The organism is Leptolyngbya sp. DQ-M1, from assembly GCF_039962505.1.
GTDB lineage: Bacteria > Cyanobacteriota > Cyanobacteriia > Leptolyngbyales > Leptolyngbyaceae > Leptolyngbya.
In genome coordinates, this window is the sequence record NZ_JAMPLJ010000037.1 from 1 (window position 1) to 4,492 (window position 4,492).

Genomic DNA, 4,492 nt, shown 5'->3' on the forward strand with positions numbered 1-4,492 from the left:
CTTGGAAATGAATCGATCGGGCTTCGGGTGTTGAGCAAGAATTTAACTCAGCATCCGAACAAGGCTGGAAAACTTGGTTAAATTGAACGCGATCGAGCTACTTTCGCGCTAGGGTTAGCAGCATGGCTGAACTGGTGAAGGTAGTGAAGTATTTTTGGTAGTCCTAAACAAGTAAGGATAGAATGATAGTCGATGTGGTTTCTGGTGTCGCAGATATGATTTCTTGTCCAAGCTGTGACTCACACATACCGCCAAGAATGGCAGAATCCACAACGGCAAACAGAACTATCGATGTCGGGACTGCGGCAGACAATTTGAAGACCCACAAAACAAAGTGATTGACCAAGGGACTAAAGACTTGATTGACAAACTATTGTTGGAACGGCTTTCCTTAGCCGGCATTGCCAGGGTGACCGGGGTTTCTGAACTTTGGTTGCAACGCTATGTGAATGCAAAAGATGCAACTGTGCCTCGAAGTGTGAGAGTGCGAGCTAAAAAAAGGGGCGCTTAACGGTTCAATGCGACGAGTTGTGGTCATTTGTGGATAACAAAGCGAACAAGCAGTGGGTGTGGTTAGCGCTGGATGCCAAGACACGAGAGATTGTGGGTGTTCACATGGGTGACCGTTCAAAAACCGGAGCGAAAGCGTTATGGCAATCCTTGCCTGCTGTCTATCGACAATGTGCCGTGTGCTATACCGATTTCTGGGAAGCTGATGCGGCAGTGCTACCGAGCAAGCGACATCAAGCGGTTGGGAAAGAGAGTGGTCTAACAAATCGGATTGAGCGGTTCAACTGCACTTTACGACAAAGAGTCGCGAGACTGGTGCGAAAAACGCTGTCGTTCTCTAAGAAGTTGGACAACCACATTGGAGCAATCTGGTACTTCATCCATCACTACAATGCATCCTTACCTGTTTAGGACTACCGATTTAAGAAAGTTGAAGGTTCAGATGGCTAGAAATCGATACGATAATACCTTTCTTGCGTAGATCGCCTAACGCTTTGTATAGATCCCCCTCATCCAACTCCCAGCGATTGCAAAAAGCAATCATATCAATGGGAGGGTTTAACTCGCCTGGATAATCGACCCGCAATGCGAAGAAGACATAGTCACGATCACTAGTGAGGAGCCTTAAATTACGAATTTGTAACAGCTCTTCTCGGTCTAGTAAGTAACTGGTAGCAGCGGCAGGATCTTGTTGAGCCATGAGTTTAGTGGTACATAAGTACGATTAGACTACAAGAAGTCTTTACCTAATAGCAATATGAAAAGAGTAGTTTCGGCAATATTTTTTTGTACAAAGCTAAGTTTGAGCGACTTCACGACGGCGGGTGTCGCCTGCACCAATGCGAATTTATTTGCTAGGGCATGAGTGACATAAGTCAAAGTTGCATATCACGTTTACCAGGGTAATTTTTGACCTAACGCTGTATAAGGTATAAACAAGGTAAAACGCTGCTCTGTAAGAGTTTCAAGCTTTCAAGACGAAATAAGATTCAAATCCACGCCCTCTGAATCGAGGACCATCTCCTATCTCTCTGTTGCCAAGATCTTCCGCAACTGGGTTCACATCAGGAGGAATCTCAGGATCATACATTCGACGAAAATATTGCTCGTCTCCAATCTCGGTCATCAAATTACCGAGGTGAGATTCGTGTTCAGCCGTTGCCAAAATATAGGCAATCTGTCCTTGATCGGTCACACCATTCGCCTTACATTCCAATAAAATCAGGGGGATCGTCCGACGGGCAATAGGTCTGGGGTCAACTAAAACTGCCTCGTTGATAATCCGATAGCGCGTCAGTCTGATGTGGGATGATATCTTGAGAGTGGTTTCAGGTGAGAATTGCTCTATGGACTGTCCGCTCTGTGGTCACATCAAACCTCATAAGCATGGCAAGATGCCCAACGGACATCAACGCTATTTGTGCCCCGCTTGTCGTCAAACCTTCTCAGAGTCATTTGACAGCTTATCGTATCGTCGTCATGTCAGTGCGGAGCAAATTCGCCAAGTGCTACAAGCGCATCGCGAAGGCAGTAGCTTACGCGGCATCAGTCGAACCACGAAACTTGCTTACAATACCGTCGTGAGCATTGTTCGTGCCGCTAGTCAAAAAGCGCAAATGGTTCATAACGCAGAGGTCAAAGCGGTTCAAACCGATGAAGTGAGTGGCGACGAAATGTGGTCATTTGTTTCAAAAAACAGAAGCAATGTTGTGCCCAAGAACTAACAGTTGGAGATTGCTGGATTGCTCTGAGTTTGGCTGATTCAAGTGGTTTGATCCTTGCCGCACGAGTCGGCAAACACACCGATGACCTGATTGAACAGCTTGTGACTAGCACGGAAGGAAAAACAGACTGCAAACGGTTTAACAGCGATGATTGGGGTGGATACGAGCGAATTCTACCGCCTGAAATTCAGCACTACATTGGCAAGGACAGAACGCAGCGGTTAGAGCGGACAAACGGCACTGTCCGGCAGCAAACCGGGCGATGGCATCGACGACAGAGCAAGTTTGGCAAAGTCTGGAACAGACAAAAGTCACGACTAACCGAGTCGTGAGTTACTTCAACTGGATTTGGCAGCACAGTCGATTCAAATCAACCGCCGCACAGCGGGCAGGATTAGCCTCTCGTTCTTGGACTTGGCACGATATCGCAACCTATCCCACATTAATTTGAAGCACCACCGATAATCCTGTCAATATCAAAACCGTCAACCTCACTAGGAACATCAACCGAGCGTCTCGGCAAAATTTCAATCTCATCAAGCGGAACCTTCAGTAGCTCTGCCCAAGTTTTCTGATCAACCGTACCTGTAGTCTGTAAGGCTTCTAACACAAATTGATTTCCGGTTTGTCGTAAGCTTTGGAACCTTTCAACCGATGCTTTTGTATTGGGTCCAAATTTCCCATCAACTTTAGAATTTGATGGAAGTATTCTCCAGTTCTTCAGCCATTGCTGTAGGACTTCTACATGATCCATCAGTTCAGGAATATCAATTCCATCGTTAAGTTGTAGTGGAGGATGTCTGTGTGTTGCCATAAAGCTTCTGAATTTCGATGAAGTTATTGAGCGAGTTGTAGAGTGCTATCAACCTGAACCTGCCTTGAGTCAAAATGATGCCCATTTCCCTCACAAACGGTAGCGGAGGGAATTAGCTCGTAATTAAGATCCAGTCAGCTTACGCCAACTTCCTGGCATTGGTGCAATATTTGGTAATACTCAATTGCAGTATGTAAGCGTGGTTTGAGCAGTGTTCTTAGATGAACCCAAAAGCAGAAAGAAAGCGTAAGTAGGACAAGCGTGATTGCTTCAGTAGTTTCAAGACCAGCTTTGCCTGCCTTGCTGAAACTTAAGTTGAATCAACTCTAGCCCCTTCGTATAGAAATTAACAGTCAGAAAGGGTCAGGAAAAGTCAGAATAAAGTCAGATGAAGTCGTAAATATACCGTGAAAGCGACTCGCCAAGGCGTAGAAGCTTATGTGTGAAACGATTGTCGGTCGGTGATTTATCTTTTTTGAGTTTCAAATTAATGAATGTTGAGGAAGCATTAGCCGAGATCGGGGCAATTTTAGAGCAGGGACACTTAACAAAAGTTCAAGAGATTGTGTTTAGACAAGCGTGGGAAGGGCAGTCTTACGGAGACATCGCTAAAAGTGCTGGCTATGACCCCGGCTACGTTAAAGACACAGGCTCTAAGTTATGGAAGTTACTGTCAGACGCCTTTGGAGAGAAGGTGACGAAGCAGAATTTTCAGGGGGTGCTGCGGCGGGCGGTACAAGCGAGAACACTGGGGGTGAAGCTTGGAGAAGCGGCTACTCTGTTACCAAAATCAATGATCCTGCAAAACTTGCCGATTCGAGACTTTAGTACGTTGATTGGACGCGATCGCGAAATTCAACAATTGCTCGATCTGCTTTCGTTCGATTCTCCCACGCATTGCGTGAGCGTTGAAGGAATCGGTGGCATGGGTAAGACAACGCTGGCATTATCTGTCGCTTACCAATGTTTGCAAACTCGTCAGCAGTCGGAGCAAGGACTGACCTCTGCTTTTGATGCAATTGTCTTCACCTCTGCCAAGCAGCATCGCCTGACATCGCATGGGATTTTGTCGCGTCTCAAGTCCGAACACCGCCTGCGCGACCTATTTCGAGTGATCGCTCGCACCTTTCACCGCCCCGATCTGCTGCTAGCGGATTTTGATGAACAATTAGAGCAAATTCAGGATTTGTTAGGCAGTCAGCACACCTTGCTGATTGTTGATAATTTAGAAACCCTTGAAGATACCGAAGCAATCTTTTCCTTCTTGTATGATTTGCCGCTGCTTGTTAAAGTGGTGATTACCAGTCGGCAGCAAACTCCCTTCACGCCCATTCATTGTCCCAGCACGCTAGTCGAAACTACCCACTTCAGTGGGAGACTTTAGTTGCTACACACCTCCCGATGGCTGAAATAGGCGAACGTGATAGGTTTGAGAGAAAAACTA

At 46.3% G+C, this 4,492-nt stretch carries 4 protein-coding genes and 2 pseudogenes; 3 read left to right on the forward strand and 3 right to left on the reverse strand.

Features of this window, described 5'->3' with window-relative positions:
- Positions 1–218: 218 nt before the first annotated feature.
- Positions 219–921 (forward strand): annotated as a pseudogene (locus NC981_RS25560) (IS1 family transposase).
- A 10-nt stretch (positions 922–931) separates the two neighbouring features.
- On the opposite strand, the gene NC981_RS25565 reads toward NC981_RS25560, so the two are convergent.
- Both NC981_RS25565 and NC981_RS25570 read right to left on the reverse strand, forming a co-directional pair.
- A complete protein-coding gene (locus NC981_RS25565) occupies positions 932–1,210 on the reverse strand; it encodes a hypothetical protein (protein WP_348245601.1) in 279 nt (92 codons plus the stop codon).
- Between the two features lie 264 nt (positions 1,211–1,474).
- A complete protein-coding gene (locus tag NC981_RS25570; protein ID WP_348245602.1) occupies positions 1,475–1,705 on the reverse strand; it encodes a hypothetical protein in 231 nt (76 codons plus the stop codon).
- 151 nt (positions 1,706–1,856) lie between these two features.
- Here NC981_RS25570 and NC981_RS25575 point away from each other — a divergent pair.
- Positions 1,857–2,685, forward strand: a pseudogene (locus tag NC981_RS25575) (IS1 family transposase).
- Here the strand turns inward: NC981_RS25575 and NC981_RS25580 are convergent.
- Complete coding sequence (locus NC981_RS25580) at positions 2,677–3,048, reverse strand: peptidoglycan-binding domain-containing protein (RefSeq protein ID WP_348245603.1); 372 nt, start codon at positions 3,046–3,048, stop codon at positions 2,677–2,679. The pseudogene NC981_RS25575 and the gene NC981_RS25580 overlap by 9 nt on opposite strands.
- A 490-nt stretch (positions 3,049–3,538) precedes the next feature.
- On the opposite strand from NC981_RS25580, the gene NC981_RS25585 reads away from it, so the two are divergent.
- Entirely contained in the window at positions 3,539–4,432 is an 894-nt protein-coding gene (locus NC981_RS25585; protein ID WP_348245604.1) for an ATP-binding protein, read from the forward strand.
- The last annotated feature ends 60 nt before the right edge of the window (positions 4,433–4,492 follow it).